Here is an 18,548-nt window from a genome sequence, read left to right on the forward strand (position 1 = left end):
TCTGATTGTATTAAGATTACTTAATACAATCAGATCTATTATATGCGTTTATCCAAGTATTACTTACCAACTCTAAAGGAAAAGCCTGCTCATGCTAAAATTATCTCCCATCAATATTCTTTACGTGCAGGTTTAATAAAGCAGATAGCATCTGGCATCTATACGTGGTTACCACTTGGTCTGCGCGTGCTTAAAAATATTGAAGACATCATCAGAGATGAAATGGATAAATCTGGTGCTATTGAAGTGTTGATGCCTTGTGTACAACCGGCAAATCTTTGGCGAGAATCAGGGCGTTACGATGATTACGGTAAGGAAATGTTGCGTATAAAGGATAGGCATGAGGAAGATATGCTTTTTGGTCCAACGCACGAGGAGGTAGCAACTGATCTAATTAGAAATGTGGTAAAAAGTTACAAAGATTTGCCACTTTGTTTATACCAAATTCAATGGAAATTTCGTGATGAGGTAAGACCACGTTATGGCGTTATGAGGGGTAGGGAATTTTTGATGAAGGATGCATATAGTTTTGATGTGGATTACGAAAGTGCACAGAATTCATACAATTTGATGTACAAGACTTACATAAAAATCTTCAAACGCATGGGACTTACCCCAATTGGAGTTCGAGCTGATACGGGGCCAATTGGAGGAAATTTGAGCCACGAGTTTCATATATTGGCAAACACTGGTGAAAGCACTTTATATTACGACAACAAATTTTCTGAGTTGCTAGAAAGCGAAGATGTTGAAAGTTTGAAGAGTATATACGCAGTTGCAGATGATATGCATGATCCTGAGACTTGCCCTATATCACAAGAGCAGTTAAATGTTAGTAAAGGTATTGAAATAGGGCATATTTTTTATTTTGGCGACAAATATTCAAAGCCTATGAAGGCAAGTGTTACTTCTCAAGATGGAAAAAATGTCAATATACATATGGGTTCGTATGGCATTGGGGTTTCAAGGCTTGTTGGTGCAATAATAGAAGCTTTTCATGATGATAAAGGAATTATCTGGCCAGAATCGGTGGCTCCTTTCAGAATTGGTTTAATCAATTTACAAACGAAAGTAACGGAGGCTGCAGATAAAATATACAAAGCTTTGAAAAGCGATGAAGTGCTTTACGATGATACGGAAGGGAGTGTAGGAGTAAAATTTTCTAGAATGGATCTGATAGGCTTGCCGTGGCAAATAATTGTCGGAAAGAAAGCAGTAAGTGAAAATATAGTTGAAGTAAAAAATAGAGCAACTGGAGAGGTAAAGGAAATGCAGATTGAGGAAGCAATAAATCACTTTAGCGCAAAATGATACACGGTATCGGCACTGACATAGTATATATACCAAGAATATTGAGAATATTACAAAAATACGGGGAAAAATTTCTCAATAGAATCTACACTGAAAAGGAAATAGAGCTAAGTAGAAAGTATAATAGTCAAGAAATGCGAGCAAGGTATTTTGCTAAACGCTTTGCAGCAAAAGAAGCTTTTGTTAAAGCACGAGGTAGTGGTCAGGGTATTACAATGAAAGATATAGAAATATACAATGATGTAAGAGGCAAGCCATATCTTACCGTTAGCAAGGATTTTATCTCCAAAATTCATCTTTCTTTAAGTGACGATGGAGATTACGCTACTGCATTTGTTGTAATTTGCGTCTAGCAGATATTTTCAATTTATGCAGTTGACTTTGTGCTATCTATATAGCTAAACTGACTTACGACAATTTGAAAAACCGTCATTCCGCTACTAGTTAGCGGAATCTATGCTGAGATACCGCGGCGGTATGACGGTTCGCGGTGGCATGACGATAAGCTCGTCATCCCGCTACTAGTTAGCGGATGAGATACCGCGAATGAATCGCGGTATGACGGTTCGTGGTGGTATGACGTAGATTGCTGTCATTCCAGTGCTTGGCACTGGAATCCAGCCTTTATTATGCAGCCACTTAGTTGAAATTAAGTTTTCTGGATCCAAGTAGTCAGGGCACTGGGATGACATCTTTGTTGTGTTTAACAAAAACAAATGTTCGTACAGTTGTGGAATGAATCGCAGTATAGCTATAGCATACACAAACGACTAGTTTGCCAAAAAAACATAGCGGTTTTTCTATGATTTTAGTATAATTCTAGCTTTACCTAAACAAAAAGATGAATTATTTAATGGACTGTGTTTTAACGTCTCTTTCCTTACCATTTTCAATTACTGAGAATTATTTATTAATTACTGCGTTGATTCCACTTTTAAGTGCGTTAGTTATTTTTTTTACTGGTAAATGGCCCGGAGTGAACAATAGTATTACTGTCACTTCTTCTGTACTTCTGTTTACGTATACGTGTCTGTGCACTTTATATTGGGTATATGGTGATCATTCTCAATTTATTCTCATGGATTTTGGTAATAATTTGCACATTAGTTTAAAGCTAGAGTCTACCGGAGTAATATTCAGTTTATTAATATCGTTTTTATGGGTGCTGACCAGTATATATGCAATATGTTATATGCAGAATAACTATGCTGATAGCAATCACTCAAGTTTTCTATGCTTTTTTTCAATATCGATTGGCTGTGCAATGTTTATTGCTTTTTCTGGAGACTTGCTCACTACATTTGTCTTTTATGAGCTTCTAACTATTAGTACATACCCTCTGGTTACTTACAACTCAACAAATGAATCAATGATTGCAGGACGCTATTACTTTGGCGTGCTATTTTTCTCTTCTTTGGTATTATTTTTTCCTGCAATAGGCCTTTTATATCATGAATTTCATACTTTAGACTTTGTAAGCGGTGGAATATTCAAATTTGATACTTCACTCATCACTTTCATTGCAGTGTGTTTTGCTATGCTGATTTACGGAATAGGAAAAGCTGCATTAATGCCAATGCATTTTTGGTTACCAAAAGCAATGGTTGCACCAACTCCTGTGAGTGCACTACTGCACGCTGTTGCTGTTGTGAAATCCGGAGTTTTCATCATCATAAAAGTTATATTATACACTTTCGGCGTCGATAACATGCAACGTTTTGTGCAGCAAAATTGGTTTGCTGGAGGGTGGCTTCCGTACGCTGCTGGATTTACTATTATTACTGCATCATTGATTGCACTAAAGCAAAAAGAATTAAAGAAGTTGCTTGCTTACTCTACCATCTCTCAATTGTCGTATATTATATTATTCGCTTCAATTTTTAGTGATCTCAGCATGAGGGTTGCAATTTTTCAATTAGTTTGCCACGCATTTGCAAAAATCACTTTGTTTTTCGTTGCCGGAGCAATAATAACGAGAGCAGGTGAGAAATATATAGATAAGATTTACGGTATAGGACGCAGTATGCCAATTAGCATGACAGCATTTGCTATAGGTGCATTGTCTATGATAGGGGTGCCGCCTGCTCCGACTTTTTGGGGTAAATTTCTCATTTTTCAAGCTGTTTTCAACTCTGGCAATGTAATACTTTCTGTGTTTGTAACTCTAGTGTTAATTGTTAGTACTATACTCAACGCTCTGTACTTTTTACCGATAATTTACAATGCCTTTTTCTTAAAACCTTCTCAGAATTACTTTATTAAAAAAACACCAATTCTTCTAGTTTTACCTCCAGTTATTACTGCTATGTGCACTTTGGTTATTTTTTTTAGCTACCAAGTAATATTTTAAAATCTGTATTTATAACCATTAACAATAAATTTAAATGGTATTATACCAGCCAGAGTTGCTTTTATATTCGACAAAGTGAAGCTAATCTCCACAGTATCCTCCTTATTTTGCTCGGTTGTAAAAACTACAGTAGCATTTCCAGCAAATGTAACTAAGTCCTTGGTCGATCGATCAATAGATAATGTTATTACATTTATGTTGGCGATTTTTCTTTTAGATAAAGACAAATTACCAGCTTCATTATTCGTTTTTTCCTGAAAGCCTTGATAGATTTTATGTATAGAATTTTTTCTTATAAAATTTTCTTGGTACTTCGGTTCAACGATCTTAATGGACTCGTATATTTCAATGTATTTACTTATTAAGTACCTCGCTGTGGAAGTGTATTCATCTTCCTTTTTACTGAAACTAAGCTTATGCATTGCAGAGAACTCATCTTCTGTGTGGTTCATATACTTCACAAAATTTAAATCTTTTTTAATAGGAAATAACAGGTATATGTTTAATGTTAATAAACATAAGCATACTAGGAGAAGCGATACTATTAATGCCATCCAAGATCTTTCTGCTACACAAAACAGATACCTATGGCAGTACCATTCGACTGCTTTACTGAAATAACTTTTGTTTTTTACTGATTCAAGCAATTTATCTTCCATAACACAATACTACCAGACCTAATCGGATCATTATAATAACAATAAGCTTAGATACTCTAAAAAAAACTTTAAAATATGTCTAAATTTTCCCAAATAGGATGAATGATTATATCACCTTGTTCTGCAATGAGGTAGAATTTATCGATTTTGCTCACATCTATATTTATCATTTTTACACTGAAATTTTCAGGATCATAAGTATTACTTTCTACACTTTTGTGATAATTATAATAATGTAATTTATTTTGATCATCAAAATAACCAAATTCATCAGCAAAGGTTCCCACTTTTCTACCTTTACCACTTTTGACTAGCTCAAATAGATCAATTACATGGTTTTGGGATCCAGGCTCAATAGGCCCTTCTGCAGCAAAAATTTAGGTGCATGACCAATGTATTCCTTAAATTTTAGATTATGAGTCTTTTTTACACTACCAAAATCCACAAATTTATATTCATCTGAAATACCAGAATATTGTGGATCATACTTTTTATATTCAAAAAACTCATTACCTAAAAAATTACAAAACGTTAATTTATAATTATCATGATCGGATTTTACGACTTTAAGGTAATGAAAATCTCCAGGAATCTTTACTTCCTCTTCCGTAATATGATTACGTACAACAAGCTCACCATTTAGCATATGATAGCCAATTTTTGGCAAAGTAGCTATATTGATTGTCTTGTTTAGCTTAAAATTTGCTTCATAAATGCCACTTAACAACTCCTTTCCTTTTTCTAGGGTTATGTCTTGATCTGAAGCTATATTCTTAATTAAGCTTAATTTTTTCTGCATGTTCAATATGGCTTTCGTCAAAACTTCTATTGATTGCCATACAGTTAATTTATTATCAGTCAAATTATATACTTCGAGTATTAAATTAACAGAATTTTATCATGAATTTATGTTAAAAGTATTATACTTTGTAAACTTATGTCATGATATTAACTACATTAGCTAAAACATGCTTTTTATCTAAGTGGAGTTGCTTTGCGGCAACGAAAAGTTCATCTATTTTTTTCCACTGACTTAGCAGAATTTCAACACCATTTACCTCTCTCTTTATGCTTTCTAAAATGAAGGCCTGAATTATATATGATGCTAGTTCTAGTTCGATTTCGCTATTAATTACTTTATTAATCATATTGGGATTCTTTAAATCATGAAGAAATTTATAAAAGCATTTGTATGCTTCATAAGCATCACTACTTATTGTATTTATTATCATTCCTGGCATTCCAGGAAATAAAGTAATCATTTCGTCAAACGTTTGATTATCAAATTTACATTGAGATGAAGCAACTTGCTTTGTTTCATCATAAGTTAATGGGAGTAAATTTAGCTGAAAGCACCTACACAAGATAGTGGTTTGTATATCATATGGCTTATGGCTAATTATAAATATCTTAGAATTTTTTGGCGGCTCTTCTAATATTTTCAATATTGCGTTTTTAGCGTGATTAGTCATTGCCTCTAAGCTATCTATTATAGCTATTTTGTGTTCTGATTGAATGGGACTTAAGTGTAGAAAGTTTTTCATTTCTCTGACTTTTTCTATTCCGATAGTATCACCTTCAACAATGTGTAAGTCCAATGCTACTTCATTATAGTTTTTTATGAGTAACCAATTGGAGAAGGATTTTGCAAGTGTTGCTTTTCCTATACCTCTTTTACCACAGATCAGCCAAGACTGAACAGATAAGTTGTTCATTATTTTTTTTTTGGCTTGGTTGTGGCCTATTACTTTTTTCATTCTTTCTCCTATAGATTTTAGTTTGAAAATGCGTTGTTTACTGTTTGTAATGAAATTGCACCTTCCCTTAAAACCTTAATCTTATCTTCGGTTAAGTCAATAATAGTAGATTCTATACCAGAAACTAGTTCGTCATCTTCAATCACTACAGATAAATGTTGCTTAATGGATTGTGGTATATCGTTTGCCTTACATACACTTTCTTTTCCTGAAATATTTGTACTAGTTGCAACTATTGGAACTTTCAGTTTGTTTAGTATTGAAATTGCAATAGGATGCTCAGGAATTCTGATACCTATACTATCTTTAAAGAATTCGTTTGGCAATATGTTGTTGTTTTTAAGTGGTAAAATATAGGTAATTGGTCCAGGAGAAAAGTGGTTTATTAAATCAATATATCTTTCCTTTACCTTTGCTATTTTTGTCAAATTGTAAATATCACTAACAAATATAGACAGTGGTTTATTTTGAGAGCGTTTCTTTATCTGATATATTTTTCCTATAGATTCATTATCTAGTGCATTACAAGCAAGAGCATACACTGTTTCTGTTGGAAAACACACTAATAAATTGTTCTGTATTGCATTTATTATTTTAGATACCATATAGCTAAAAACTTATTCATAACAACTAGATCAGTTTTGTTGCACTGTATCTTATATAGTAACTGCTAGTTTTTGTAAACGTAATGCAACGCAGCTTACCATTTGTTATGCAGATTTGCTACAACCCAAACTCTTCATTGACTTTATCAATTATTGCCTGTGGTGGATCCTCTCCCCATCCTGAATACAAAATCTCTCCATAGTCTGCAACATCTATAGAGCCAGTTCTGCTTTTTGCTAGAAACATTTCTCTTTTCTCTTTATCAACTAATACATAATGCCACGCTGATTTTCCACGATCTTTACCACGGACTAAGTATATAAGATCTGACCTACTTCTTTTTGTTGCATCAGCAAAAGATCTTTCATTGACAGTTCTGCTTTTACTTTTTATGCCGCCACTTTCAGAAAAAGCTTCCTTGGATTCGGTTTTTTTGCCTGCTAATTCAGAAATTTTTCCTTTTTCCCCTAATGCCCGTTCTTTGGTGTTTTGAGACGAATACTTACTGGAAAAACCTTCCCCTGTACCGCCAGGAGTCCTGTTTGTGAAACGCTTAGTAAATGAATTATTGTCGTTGTTTTCTGCCATAAAAATCTCCAAACTTTAGATTGTAGAATCCAAACTTTTACTACACTTTATCATATGTTAATTAAATTAATATAAATGAAAAATAATATAGTAATTATTACAGGAATTACGGCCTCAGGTAAATCAGAATTATGCGATAACCTGATAGAAAAATATGGAAATATTAGTATAATAAATTGTGATTCAAAGCAGGTATATGAAGAAATTCCCATAATTACTGCTCAACCGCCAAAGCAAGAAGAATTTTATAAACTATATGGTTATGTTTCAGCAAAAGAAAATTATTCCGTGGGTCTATGGTTAGAAGATTTAGAAAAAGAAGTTAATCACGCATTAGAAAATGCTCAAATACCTATCATCACTGGAGGAAGCGGGCTTTACATCAGCAGTTTAATCAAAGGCTTATCATCAATGCCACAAATAAGTCAGGAAGTGAGGAAAAATGTAAGCGAATTAAGGAAAAATTTAAGTAAAGAGGAGTTTTACAAATTAGCGCTAAGCAAAGATCCAAGGATTCAAGGTAAAGTGTTCATGAATGACTCGCACCGCCTTTCAAGGGCACTTGAAGTTATCACTGAAACTGGCAAGTCAATTTTTGTATGGCAAGAGAATAGACAGCCTCCTTTATTCAATAATTTTAAGATATATACAATTCTGCCTAAACGTGAAGATGTATACCGAAAAATAAATTCTCGTTTCATTACAATGATTGAAAATGGAGCAATTGATGAAGTAAAAAAGCTACTTAGCATGAACCTAGCCCCACATTTGCCAGCTATGAAAGCACACGGAGTGCCAGAAATTATAAAGTACTTGAAAGGTGAGATTACTTTAGACGAAGCGATACAAATTGCTCAAACAAACACAAGACACTACGCGAAACGTCAGTATACCTGGTTTAAAAAACAATTTCTAAATGCTGAAGTGATTGATTGTGCAAACAAGCTCAAGATATTTTAATTCAGGCCGTGCTCATTACTACGAATAGGGGGTTCCATATTTTCCAGATGGTCGCTTACTTCTAGGTCTTGTCGACATAAAAAAATAGTGATATAGAGTACTCTTTATTAATAGGTAAAGAGAATGCTATATGATTTAAAAGATGAGCAATGGGAGAGAATAAAAAACAGTCTGCCAGGTAAGGAAGGAGATAGAGGAAGAAGCGCAAAAGATAACAGGAGATTCGTAGCTGCAATAATGTGGATAGGTAGAACAGGAGCAACATGGAGAGCATTGCCGGCTGAGTATGGAAAATGGTCAAGTGTACATAAACGTTTTATAAGGTGGGCAAAATCTGGTGTTTGGCAGATGATTTTCAACACATTAGCTGTTAATGGAGACACAGAGTGGCTCATGATAGACTCAACAATAATCAGGGCACATCAACATGCTGCTGGTGCAAGAAAAAAATGTGGAAACTGGTAGACAAGAACAAGAGCTGGGACGGTGCAAAGGAGGATTTTCAAGCAAATTACACGCTGCTTGTGATGCTTTGGGCAACCCACTGAGATTCTTTGTTACTGCAGGGCAAAGATCGGATTACGTAAAAGCTTTAGACCTGATAGAAGGCAAGAACATGGAGGCACTTATTGCCGATAAAGGGTATGACGCAAATTATATGATTGAGGCTGCAGAAGCTGTAAATGCTGAGCCAGTAATCCCACCGCGTTCCAACAGAAAAACACCAAGAGAATATGACAAAGAATTGTATAAAGAGAGAAACTTAATCGAAAGGATGTTCAACAAAATCAAGCACTTCCGCAGAGTTGCTACACGCTACGACAAATTGGCCATAGCTTTTCTGTCTTTTGTTCACATTGCTGGCATTTATCTTTGGTTAAAATAAATGTCGACACTGCCTAGAAGCCTGACGCTCACACTCGAGCCTCCTGAGCAAATCTTGTCTGGTGAGCTCCTCTACGCACTGCCTCTATTGCTCTGATATAGCTAAAGTGACTTACGATAATTTGAAAAACAAAAATTCGTCATTCCGCTACTTGTTAGCGGAATCTATACCGCGAATGAATCGCGGTATGACGTAGGACTGCTGTCATCCCAGTGCGTGACACTGGGATCTCGTTCCTTAACTTTATAGTGTAAATTATTTCAAATTGTGTCTAGCTGCAAGTATAATAATTTCCATTTATAGATAAAGTATGTTGCAAATGTTATGCCAAAGAGTATAATAAAATCTATATCAAATACTTTACAAGAAAAAGTGGGATAGAGGCAAAAGCAAATATTAATAAGGATAATTTAAGAAAAGTGCATGCTAGAGTTTGAAGAAGCAGTAAAAATAAAAAATATTATTGAAAGGTTAAATAGCACATGATATAATATATATATAGTGTAAAAATGTAAATAATTTTATTGACATCTTTACATTAATAGTTCTTAAATATTTAGTACTGTAGAATTAAATTATTAAGTTTTATGAAGGAAGTAAAAATGGTGGAAAGCTTTTCAGGTAACAACAAAGGCAGTAATTTTATTGAGGAGGCAAAAATAATGGAAAATTTTTCAGATAATAACGGAAACGGTAGCTCGATCTTCCAAGGAAAAATCAGGGAGCAAGATTTCTCTGCAGAGCAGAAGCTAAATGAACTAAAAGCAGCCATAGAGGAGCTCACCAGACAAGATTTGCTCAGGAGGCTCGAGTGTGAGCGTCAGGCTTCTAGTTGTATCGATGAAATCTCATCTCAAGCAGAGCTACATATCGGAGAAGGTGATGATGAGGATTACTTCACTGGTGAAAAAGGAAGAGTACTCGGAGATTTCTGGAATTTCTTTGAATCTCTCTTCAACCTTTTTGAAGTAGATGTAGATGATCCGAAAATCTACCAAATGCTCAAGGAGAAGAAAGAAAAAAATTGGCTTCTTTCGATAATTAAGTTTTTCCGTGATAAGCTTAAGGAGTTAATCAAGAAGATTTTTGCACGCGATTTAAGTTTCAATCAGAGGTTGGACAAAGAGATAAAAGAATTGCAGGAAAAATCAGGCAGTGGTGAGTTATCAGAAGAAGAGTTTGCAAGGGCGTTAGAAAGATTAACTGCATTGCAAGATCTGAAACTCAGGTTACAAATGGCCGTTGTCGGATGGATTGTTACAATGTTCGCAGAGATGTTTGGAGTTGAGTTGGCGGCTGCGGTAGAGGCATCTACAGAAAAAGAAGATAAAAAAGCAGAAAAAACATCATTAAAGGAAGAAAATAAAGAAGTTTGCGAAAACGTAGAAATCAAGTTAGACGAAAGAGAAAAACCTAAAGTGCCAGTTTTCCTTTTTGAAATTTCACCAGGATTTGTAAGGCCAGTCCCTCTGAGCAAACCAGAGCTTGATCTTTTACCAAAGCCTATAATGCCTTCTATATTTAAGGAGGTTATAAACAATGAGAACCGCGAGGAAACAAAACCAAAAGTAGAAGAAGAGAAAAAAGCGAAGCCGGAGGAACCGAAGAAAGAGGTGTGTCCACCGAAGAAGCCTGCAACGAATGCGACGGAGATGGGGCCAAAAATTGTTCAAAGCACTTTAAAATTTTCTAGTAAGCAGAAAAGGGAAAGGAGTGGTAATGTTAGCAATATTGTACCAGGACCTGAATCTACTGATGCAACCAGGCCTAAAGCGGCTGACCTTGACAAGGTTAAAAGAGAAGAAGCACCAATAAACAAGTCTGCTAATAAACAAGAAACGAATAACCTTTGCGCTGAATTTGCAAAAGAACTTGCCAATTTTAAAGTGGGTGTTTGGAATGGTGCTGAGAATGAAGGTTCTGTAAATAATGCTCAAGCAAAAGTTTCATCAGAACTTACTGGTCCAAAAGCTAATAATTTTGTAGAAGGTCAATCAGTAGGAAAGACATAATCATGGAGGTAGTTAGATCTCAGTACTGGGATGACACCTATGGGTTATTTGTGATGACAAAGGAGGGTATCATTCGAGTAATGGATGCTGAAATCCAGGAGCCAGTGCTTCCTTTTGTCATTCCAGTCTGGAATCCAGGATGTGCATTAGGTTTGATAAATGTAGGGTTTTATGTTAAGAGGGAGTGTTTTTGATGAAATTGTGAAGAATCAGTGTTAGCTACTTGGATGACGTCTTATGGTTATAGCTCTAGGATGATATCCTATGGGCATTTGGTATGACATAAAGAAACACGAGTGTCATTCAGCGTCTTTTTTTGTCATTCCAGTGCGTGACACTGGAATCTAGAAACTCGAGTTTTATGAAAAAAGAGTGAATAAAATTTATACTAAAAAATATAAAAAAAAGTGCTTGCACTACAATTTATTTTTAGTATATTGGTTACATAATATTTTTACTTGGGGGTTAATATGCATGGTAATAACGATAAAAAAAGCAAATCAGGACCTCAACCTGATGGTTCTTGGATTCCAAGCAGCAGGTATGAAAAATATAACGGTCCTAATAAGGAAATACGTGAGCAGTATAAGAAAGAGATGCGGGAACGTGAAAGTAATAAACCTGATACGCGAATGGATAAGTGTAGCTCTACTGGTGCCGGTAGCAGTAAAGGTAATAATAAATAATATCATTTTACAGTAATTTTAATAGGAGTGGTTATGCCAACAAAAATTTTTGTAACAGAACTAGTTAATGCGTTTAATTTAAATAATTATTTTTCTGATAATATTTATACTAATTTTACTGTGCAGGGTGGAACGAAAGGAAAAAATGATAAGATTGTCAGTTCATTTGGATGTGATGCAAATATAAAGAAATATTTGAAGGAGGTGAGAGAGGAGATAATAAATCGGCACTATGGTACTGAAGAGGCAGCAGATGGGTTCTATAACTTAAACTGTTTTCCATTTGTTTTTGATGTCGGTTTTAATAAAAAAGGGAAGTTTAAAGGGAAGTTTATAAATAAAAATGTGAAAGTAGTAGAGCTAGCAAATCTTATGGATGGTGAAGTAATCCATAACTTGAAGCTTCATTTTGCTAATGAGTTTCAGCAGCTTGTGGGAACAAGAGCTATTGAGTATCTAGAAAAAATGGCAGGAATGACAGAGGAAGAAGCTTTAAAATGTGTGAGAAGGTCTGTGCAGCTAGAAAGAACAGATAGATCTTCTCCTTATCTATACTGTATATCTTTTAGTGACAGGTATTTTAAGGAGAAAGGGAATCAAAATCCTTCAAAACTTCTTGGGATATTTAAGCATATATATGTTAAAGCATTTAACTCAAGATTGGAGGAATGTGGTTTTAATAATAGTTCAATTTTTTATGAACAAAGAGATAATAAGTTATATATTAAAGATATTACCGACATTAATGTCATCAAGGATATAGTAAGATATGTTAAAGAGCGAATAGCGTTTGATTTTAAAACTCCAGGCAACATAGATTCCAAAGTTGAAAATTGCAAAGATGCTATTAATGATTTAATTTTTAAAATAACAGGAAAGTTTATTGAAGGTTACGAATATGATGTGTTTACAAATAAAGACAAAATAAAGAGTGGTCATAGTTTTGCTCTTATACCTTTAGTAGAAGTAAATGGTCAGGTGGTTCCTTTGAGTGAGGAAGATGCATATAAGGTTAAGAAAAAATTTTACGAGATTTTAGGTGACATTGTTTTAAGTGATATTACAGGTAAAACTGAGAGTACACAATTCACTACTGGAAGATCAATATATGCTTTCTCTAATAAACAGATTGCTCTTTTACTTCCTGTGATTATGCAGTCTCCAATTGCATATAATCAAATAAACGGACATTTTGAATTTGCAGTTAATCTTGAGAATTTTAGAAGTCGGCATGGGTTATTATCGCCTGAGCCACCAAGAACACCGCCTGAACAAACTGGACATAGGTTTTTTGAATCTAAAGAAGATAGAGATAGTGGTCTTGGTGATTCACCTCCACAACTTAAGGATTCTGGTTCTTCAAGTGGTGGTCCAAGTTCTGGCTTAACTGAATTGTCATCACCGAAACAGGAGTTGCACAAGCGAAGTCGTGGTGAAGGGTTAGAGAGGCCTCCCAGGCAAGGATCAGAAAGAGAGGAAGGAAAAGGGGGGCTGTTTCAGTTGGTGCCGGGGGAAATAGATTCAAGTCAATCCACTGGTGATCAATCACAGCTATCTTCCGGGGAAATAGATCTAAGTCAATCCACTGGTGATCAATTACAGCCATCTTTGACCTGTGGATCATCATCGATTCCTTCTCTTAGAGCATGGGATAGTTCAACATTCTTAAATCTTGAGGTTTCTAATAAGGAATCTGAAAAACAGCAAGTTACTGATGAAAGTGATCAAAAAAGTAGTGATGAGTATTCTGACGCAAAGTCACAAGAAAGTGAATCTCCGGAGAAGAAACATGGGGGTGGTGTTCAAAAAATAAAAAAATTGCTCTCTTCACCTTTTAAGAAGCAATATGGCGTAAACCTTAAGCGACATGATGAAGGGCGTGATACAACGCGAAGTACTCCTGAAACTCCTGTAACTGAAAAACCACTTTTGTCTAAACGATCTGCCTCAGAAAGAAGAGCAAAAAATAATCCACCCTCAGGAGTGACTTCTCCTGTTACTGAACCAGATGATGGCGGATTTCGCAATAGACCAAGAATACGAGTATTACGTTCTGAAACGAATGGTGGTATTCCAGAACCCTTGCCACAAGATGCCGTAAGCAAGCCAAATGTGCCCGGGGACCGTAATTCTAAAATTTCTAAAGATAGTGGTTTAGGATCGCTTGAGCGGGGACAGTCACCGCCGCTTACTGAAGAGTTTAGTGATTCATCTCAGCAGAACCTGTCAATAGGTGTTAAACTTGGAAATATGCTTAGTGAATTATTAAATTCTGCTCAAAATCTACTTAAAAACCCGGCTTCTTCTACGCATAGAGGTGTGCCAGGTGGACCAAAGAGGCAAGCATCTCTTACCTCTAGCCAGAGGCAGGAACTACGCAAAGTTCTTTCTCCTGAGATGAGGAAGAAGCTAGACGCCAACTTTTTTCCTCCTGGGTACGAGAAGTTACTACACTTACTTTATGTTGATAGTGAGGGGCTGTGTTCACTTCTTTCTTCTCCTGAAGCAAAAGAGCAAGTGTGCTCAGTTCTTCCTCCTGAGGAGAAGGAGCAAGTACAATCAGGTTCTCCTGAGGAGATAGTACGCTTACTTCACAAGTTCTTTAGTAATCAAAAAATTAGTGATAACTGTCTTCTAAGTTCTAAGATAGATTCTCCTAAGATCAAGAAACTCTTGCAAGAAGAAATTTTTGTATAAGCGGTTTGTACCTAATCCACCGTCCTAAGCCACCCAAGTGTTTTATTAGGGTTGGAGCCAAAATCCCTGACCCTGAAAGCACTGGTGTTAGTTTTTCTCATCCATTGCAGATATTGCACGGTACTAAATGTTTAAAAAGTATTAATATAAAGATATCAATAAAATTATTTACACTTTCATGCTATGCCCATAGCATCATATATTACTTAACCTTACAATAATTTTTTTATTCTTGCTGCTTCTTCAAACTCTAAATTTTCAGCATGCGCTAACATTTGCTTTCTCAAATCATCCTTATTAGTATTTACTTTCGGTTCTGCTATTGCCCTCTCTTGTAAGGTGTTTGATATAGGTTTTATTATAGTCTTTGGGATAATATTGTGCAATATATTATGTTCTTCTTGTTTTTTTCTTCTTCTTTCGGTCTCTTTTAACGCACGGTCCAGAGAACCAGTGATTTTATCTGCATACAAAATTACTCTACCTTCAGCATTACGCGCAGCACGACCGATCGTTTGAATTAATGAAGTTTCCGATCGCAAAAATCCTTCTTTATCAGCATCCAAAATTGCAACCAACCCACACTCTGGAATATCAAGACCTTCCCTCAGCAAGTTAACACCTACTAAAACATCGATTTCTTTAGATCTTAATTTGTATATAATTTCTATTCTCTCCAGCGCAGCAATATCAGAATGCAAATAACTCACTCTCATATTCAATTCACTCATATATTCAGCTAAATTTTCAGCCATTTTTTTCGTCAATGTAGTGATTAAAACACAAAATCCCTTCCCTATTGTCACTTGTGCCTCGTGAATTACATCATCAATTTGACTCTCTATTGGTTTCACAATGCAGATTGGGTCTATAAGCCCTGTTGGACGGATAACTTGCTCTATAAATACATTATTGGTCTTTGCCAACTCATACTTTCCTGGAGTGGCTGAAATGTAAACAGTCTGCGGCCTAACTCCCTCCCACTCTTCAAATTTTAATGGACGATTATCAAAAGCGGAAGGGAGCCTGAAGCCATAGTCAATCAATTTCTTTTTACGCGCCTCATTACCACTGTACATCGCACCAACCTGAGGAACGGTGACATGACTCTCATCAACAAATAAAATTACGTCTTTGGGTAAATATTCAAACAAAGTAGGTGGTGGATCCCCAGCTTCCATTCCATAGAGATAACGCGAATAATTTTCAATACCTTTACATATTCCTGTTGTTCTCATCATTTCGATATCAAAATTAGTGCGTTGCTCGAGGCGCTTTGCTTCAACAATCTTGTTTTGCGAGTAGTAATAATCCAAGCGTTCATGCAGCTCTTTTTTGACTAGTTCAATTGCCTGCAACAAAGCCTCACGCGGGGTTATGTAATAGCTATTTGGAAAAATGGTGATTTTATTTACGCCTTTGGTAACATTGCCCGTTATAGCATCAACTTCAGAAATTTCTTCTATTTCATCGCCAAATAACGATAAACGCCAAGCTTTATTTTCATAATGGGAAGGAAATATATCAACAATATCGCCGCGCACTCTGAAATATCCTCTCTCAAACCTGGCATCAGAGCGCTTGTATTGAAGATCAGTTAAGTTGCTCAGGAAATCATTAATACGAATTTTATTTCCAACACTAAGCGGTATGATCATGCTGCGGTAGCTCTCAGGCGAACCAAGACCGTATATGCAGGAAACACTGGCAACTACGATCGTATCCCTGCGCTCCAAAAGGGAGCAGACGGTGGAATAACGCAGCATCTCAATTCTTTCGTTAATTGCAGAATCTTTTTCGATATAAGTATCAGTTTGTGGTAAATAGGCTTCAGGTTGATAATAATCATAATAAGAAATGAAGTATTCAACAGCATTATGGGGAAACAATCCTTTCATTTCCTCATAAAGCTGTGCTGCTAAAGTTTTATTGTGTGCCATAATTAATGCAGGCCTGTTTGTCCTTGCAATAACATTTGCCATAGTAAAAGTTTTCCCAGAACCAGTAACTCCAAGCAAAACCTGATCTCTTTTATTGCTATTTAGCCCTGCAATTAAGCTATCGATTGCCTGTGGTTGATCCCCAGCCGGTTGAAAATGTGTAGCGATTTGAAATTCCATAGACTTTACTTACTATCTTTGATTCATTGTATAGTAAACACTATATTGCTTTTAAGATAAGTTGTATAGCTATCGTAAAGCCATAAAACATTAACCAACAATGTCATGCAAGTAGCTGACACTGGAATCTTGTTTCAATGTTAAACAAAATACCATAGAATTCAAGAAGACAATTCCTAAAAAATCCCTACATCCAAAAAAAGGCAAAATGCTGCTTGAATAAGCTAAATTTTTTTAGATGCAAAAACAATAAAACATAGTTGATACTAAAGTTATAGTACTCCTATGACAACGTTACAAAAATTAAGGAAATGGATAGCTCTGATCAATTGGAATAGTATTTTCAGGTACCGGTGGTCAATATGACATTTTTAAAATAAAGATTTAGAACCTGTTTAAAATCTTCTCAATAGAAGAGAAATGAAGGAAAGAACGACCATTTGTAGGCTAGTGTTAAGTTTTCGCTCGCAATTTTTCCACAATCGTCTGCATTTTTCTAACCAAGCGAAAGATCGCTCTACAACCCATCTTTGTGGCAATACAGCAAAGGAATGTAATTCACTTCGTTTTATTACTTCTACAGTTGCTCCAATAATCGTTTTTATTTGAGTTGCAAAATTTTCTCCTGTATAACCTGCATCGACCAGTATATTTTTAACTTCCGAGAGGTTTTCTTTTGCGCTTTCAACCATTCTCACAGCACTGCTAACCCCAGTTGTAAATTAGAAAAAATAGAAAAGGTAAGGAAATAGGGTAAACTCCGAGGTATTTGATATTCATTCCTAAAATAGGAGGTTACCAATGAAAGAAAAAGTAACAGAAATCTTTTGTATAGTCGATGATTTTTGCAATACAGTCGATGAAAATTTTGCAGAAAAACTTCTACCAAGTGGCAAAAAACCAACCAGGACGCCAGAGATTACGCATTCAGAGATTTTTACCATAATATTGCTATATCAAGTGCGACAATTTTAAAATTTTCTATGTGCATTATTTGAAATTATTATACGAATCAGCGTTTCCAAAATTGCCATCCTATAGTAGGTTTATCAGGTTAAAATCGCGGGTTTTATGGTATTTAGCGCTCTTAATGCAATGGTTTTGCGAACAGTCAAAAGTGACAGGGATTTCGTACATAATCTATCGCTGTTTGCCATCCAAAAAGGACCTCGAGAAACAAAGTTTTCAAAGGGTTGGCAAAGATTGGAAAGACTACTTATGGGTGGTTTTTCGGTACATCTAGTAATCAATGAAACTGGCGAAATTCAAGGGGTTACGGTGATAAAAGGCAACGTTGATACCTGTGCCAAATTTAACTAAGAAATTGACTGGATTATTGTTTGGAGATAAAGGATATATCAAAAAAGATCTTTTTCACGAATTATTCGATAGAGGGTTAAAGCTTGTAACCAGTATAAAAAAGGGTATGAAAAACTCATTAATGGCGCTAAATGAGAAGATTTTGTTAAGAAAAAGATCGATTATTGAGACAGTTTTTGGCTCTCTGAAAAACAAATTTGAGATTGAGCATACTCGCCACAGATCACCGATAAATTTTTTGGTACACATTTTTTCTACGCTTGTTTCATATTCCATGCAGCCGCTGCATTTCTAAGCTTTACTTCGTTGGCTAATCCGCAACTGGGGTATATAGGGTTGACACCAAGGCAATATTCTTCTGGAGAAGTTGATCGGCATGGCAGCATATCAAAGATGGGACCAGCGGAATGTAGAAGTATGTTATATGAAGCTGCACAAACAATGCTTACAGTTACCAAGAGGACATTTAAATTAAAAAACTGGGGTTGCGAAGAAAAAAGGAATGAAAAAAGCAATTGTAGCAGTAGCAAGAAAATTAGCTGTAATTATGCATAGGATGTTGGTTGATAAAACAGAATTTTATTATCAATAAACAT

Annotated in this window: 15 protein-coding genes and 4 pseudogenes; 11 read left to right on the forward strand and 8 right to left on the reverse strand. The window is 35.5% G+C overall.

Annotation, left to right across the window (positions count from 1 at the left end; genetic code table 11):
* Positions 1–42 precede the first annotated feature (42 nt).
* Both proS and AAGD50_RS05765 read left to right on the forward strand, forming a co-directional pair.
* Positions 43–1,311, forward strand: a complete 1,269-nt coding sequence (gene proS, locus AAGD50_RS05760; protein ID WP_264723997.1) for a proline--tRNA ligase — start codon at positions 43–45, stop codon at positions 1,309–1,311.
* Entirely contained in the window at positions 1,308–1,664 is a 357-nt protein-coding gene (locus AAGD50_RS05765) for a holo-[acyl-carrier-protein] synthase (protein WP_151807997.1), read from the forward strand. The genes proS and AAGD50_RS05765 overlap by 4 nt, the downstream gene beginning before the upstream one ends.
* Positions 1,665–1,832: 168 nt before the next feature.
* Here AAGD50_RS05765 and AAGD50_RS05770 read toward each other — a convergent pair whose 3' ends face one another.
* On the reverse strand, positions 1,833–2,021 hold the full coding sequence (locus AAGD50_RS05770) for a WPE palindromic element domain-containing protein (RefSeq protein WP_155969415.1): 189 nt from the start codon (positions 2,019–2,021) through the stop codon (positions 1,833–1,835).
* Between the two features lie 143 nt (positions 2,022–2,164).
* Here AAGD50_RS05770 and AAGD50_RS05775 point away from each other — a divergent pair, with 143 nt between their 5' ends.
* Entirely contained in the window at positions 2,165–3,661 is a 1,497-nt protein-coding gene (locus AAGD50_RS05775; protein WP_010962853.1) for a proton-conducting transporter membrane subunit, read from the forward strand.
* Here AAGD50_RS05775 and AAGD50_RS05780 read toward each other — a convergent pair.
* From AAGD50_RS05780 to AAGD50_RS05800, 5 genes and pseudogenes are all read right to left on the reverse strand, one after another.
* Complete coding sequence (locus AAGD50_RS05780; protein WP_264723996.1) at positions 3,658–4,320, reverse strand: conjugal transfer protein TraJ; 663 nt, start codon at positions 4,318–4,320, stop codon at positions 3,658–3,660. The two genes, AAGD50_RS05775 and AAGD50_RS05780, sit on opposite strands and share 4 nt — an antisense overlap.
* Positions 4,321–4,388: 68 nt before the next feature.
* Positions 4,389–5,182, reverse strand: a pseudogene (locus AAGD50_RS05785) (hypothetical protein).
* A 73-nt stretch (positions 5,183–5,255) separates the two neighbouring features.
* The gene (locus tag AAGD50_RS05790) at positions 5,256–6,077 is read right to left on the reverse strand and encodes a DNA polymerase III subunit delta' (protein WP_155969419.1); all 822 of its coding nucleotides are present in this window, start codon (positions 6,075–6,077) and stop codon (positions 5,256–5,258) included.
* Between the two features lie 17 nt (positions 6,078–6,094).
* Positions 6,095–6,682, reverse strand: coding sequence for an L-threonylcarbamoyladenylate synthase (locus AAGD50_RS05795; protein WP_006280292.1), 588 nt, complete (start codon positions 6,680–6,682; stop codon positions 6,095–6,097).
* Between the two features lie 118 nt (positions 6,683–6,800).
* Positions 6,801–7,271, reverse strand: a complete 471-nt coding sequence (locus tag AAGD50_RS05800; protein WP_010082479.1) for a hypothetical protein — start codon at positions 7,269–7,271, stop codon at positions 6,801–6,803.
* Between the two features lie 75 nt (positions 7,272–7,346).
* Between AAGD50_RS05800 and miaA the strand changes: the two genes are divergently transcribed.
* The 6 genes and pseudogenes from miaA to AAGD50_RS05830 all read left to right on the forward strand — a co-directional run bounded on the left by miaA (position 7,347) and on the right by AAGD50_RS05830 (position 14,512).
* Positions 7,347–8,231: a tRNA (adenosine(37)-N6)-dimethylallyltransferase MiaA gene (miaA, locus tag AAGD50_RS05805; RefSeq protein WP_155969421.1), complete on the forward strand. Its 885-nt coding sequence runs from the start codon at positions 7,347–7,349 to the stop codon at positions 8,229–8,231.
* 123 nt (positions 8,232–8,354) lie between these two features.
* Positions 8,355–9,117, forward strand: a pseudogene (locus AAGD50_RS05810) (IS5 family transposase).
* A gap of 602 nt (positions 9,118–9,719) precedes the next feature.
* The gene (locus AAGD50_RS05815) at positions 9,720–11,129 is read left to right on the forward strand and encodes a hypothetical protein (RefSeq protein ID WP_341810028.1); all 1,410 of its coding nucleotides are present in this window, start codon (positions 9,720–9,722) and stop codon (positions 11,127–11,129) included.
* 2 nt (positions 11,130–11,131) lie between these two features.
* Complete coding sequence (locus AAGD50_RS05820) at positions 11,132–11,323, forward strand: hypothetical protein (RefSeq protein WP_265024463.1); 192 nt, start codon at positions 11,132–11,134, stop codon at positions 11,321–11,323.
* Positions 11,324–11,599: 276 nt separating this feature from the next.
* Positions 11,600–11,815 carry a hypothetical protein gene (locus tag AAGD50_RS05825; protein ID WP_264723968.1) on the forward strand — a complete coding sequence of 72 codons (216 nt, stop codon included), beginning with the start codon at positions 11,600–11,602 and terminating at the stop codon, positions 11,813–11,815.
* Positions 11,816–11,848: 33 nt separating this feature from the next.
* Positions 11,849–14,512, forward strand: a complete 2,664-nt coding sequence (locus AAGD50_RS05830) for a hypothetical protein (protein ID WP_341810029.1) — start codon at positions 11,849–11,851, stop codon at positions 14,510–14,512.
* A 212-nt stretch (positions 14,513–14,724) separates the two neighbouring features.
* On the opposite strand, the gene uvrB is transcribed toward AAGD50_RS05830, so the two are convergent.
* Entirely contained in the window at positions 14,725–16,632 is a 1,908-nt protein-coding gene (gene uvrB, locus AAGD50_RS05835; RefSeq protein ID WP_264723971.1) for an excinuclease ABC subunit UvrB, read from the reverse strand.
* Between the two features lie 395 nt (positions 16,633–17,027).
* A pseudogene (locus AAGD50_RS05840) lies at positions 17,028–17,300 on the reverse strand (transposase); the annotation flags it as partial.
* Positions 17,301–17,433: 133 nt separating this feature from the next.
* Between AAGD50_RS05840 and AAGD50_RS05845 the strand changes: the two are divergent.
* Together AAGD50_RS05845 and AAGD50_RS05850 are read left to right on the forward strand one after the other, a co-directional pair.
* Positions 17,434–18,247, forward strand: a pseudogene (locus AAGD50_RS05845) (IS982 family transposase).
* 41 nt (positions 18,248–18,288) lie between these two features.
* Positions 18,289–18,507: a transposase gene (locus tag AAGD50_RS05850; protein ID WP_065095234.1), complete on the forward strand. Its 219-nt coding sequence runs from the start codon at positions 18,289–18,291 to the stop codon at positions 18,505–18,507.
* Positions 18,508–18,548 lie beyond the last annotated feature (41 nt).

It is taken from the genome of Wolbachia endosymbiont (group A) of Apotomis capreana, assembly GCF_964027025.1.
GTDB classification, from domain to species: Bacteria; Pseudomonadota; Alphaproteobacteria; order Rickettsiales; family Anaplasmataceae; genus Wolbachia; species Wolbachia pipientis.